The sequence below is a fragment of the Thalassorhabdomicrobium marinisediminis genome (assembly GCF_003072065.1).
Lineage (GTDB): Bacteria > Pseudomonadota > Alphaproteobacteria > Rhodobacterales > Rhodobacteraceae > Octadecabacter > Octadecabacter marinisediminis.
Genome location: NZ_QCYG01000030.1, coordinates 1 through 899, shown reverse-complemented (window position 1 = coordinate 899; position 899 = coordinate 1). Strand labels below are relative to the sequence as shown.

The 899-nt window shown below is 56.8% G+C and carries 1 protein-coding gene; it reads right to left on the bottom strand.

All coding sequences use genetic code 11. From position 1 onward, the window contains the following. Positions 1–39: 39 nt before the first annotated feature. Positions 40–899 (bottom strand): IS30 family transposase (locus DC363_RS16595; RefSeq protein WP_108642270.1); only part of this gene is annotated, 860 nt, incomplete at its 5' end.

The following is an 899-nucleotide window of genomic DNA, read 5'->3' as shown; positions in this document are numbered from 1 at the left end:
TGTGAACTCACGCTGAAGTGCAGTTCCTGATATGTCGCTTTACTCCAACCGGTTCTGTATTTCCATCAGGTTGCTTTCAAAGACCTCAGCGGGCGTCCGGTAGCCAAGGCACTTGCGCGGCGTTGCGTTGAGGCGGTGGCAAATCGACCTCAAATATCGATTTGTCAGCGCCGTCGGCGCGGTTGATCTTGGCAGGTATCGACGCAGCCTGTTGTTCGTATTCTCAACAGTGCCTTTCTGATAGGGCGCTTGCGGGTCACAGAACCAGGCATCCGCTCCGATCCCGGCCTTGAGATGTTTCCAGGCCGAGAACTCGGTTCCGCGGTCAAAGGTGATCGACTGACGCGCGTCGGCGGGCAGGGGCGCCAACCCGTTGATCAGGGACTCCATGATCGGTTTGGATTGACGATTTTCATTACGCATTACGACAGCATAGCGGCTGACGCGCTCCACCAGTGACGTCACATTTGCCTTGCCATGCTCCTTGCGGAACATCATCAAGTCGCACTCCCAATGGCCGAATTCTAAGCGCTCTGAAACACGCTCAGGCCTGTGTGACAGACTTTGAACGTCGAATATGTGGGTTTTGTTGTGCCTGCGGTAACCACGCGGCCGACGGCGGCGACGATGCTCAGGGAGATGGCGGTAGAACTGTTCCTCGCGACCCTCTTTGGAATAGGCAAAGCGATAGATCGTTTCGTGGCTCACGCGGATCGGGTGCCGTTCGAGCCGCATCCTGCCGGCTATCTGTTCGGGCGACCAGCCAGCCTTCAGGCGGTCTTCAATGGCGGCTTTCAAATCAGGGTGAATGATCATCTTGCGGTGAATCGCGCGGCGCTGCTCATACTTGTCCTGAGCGACGAGCGCGTGATACCCATTTAGCTCAGGCAGTTCGTCGT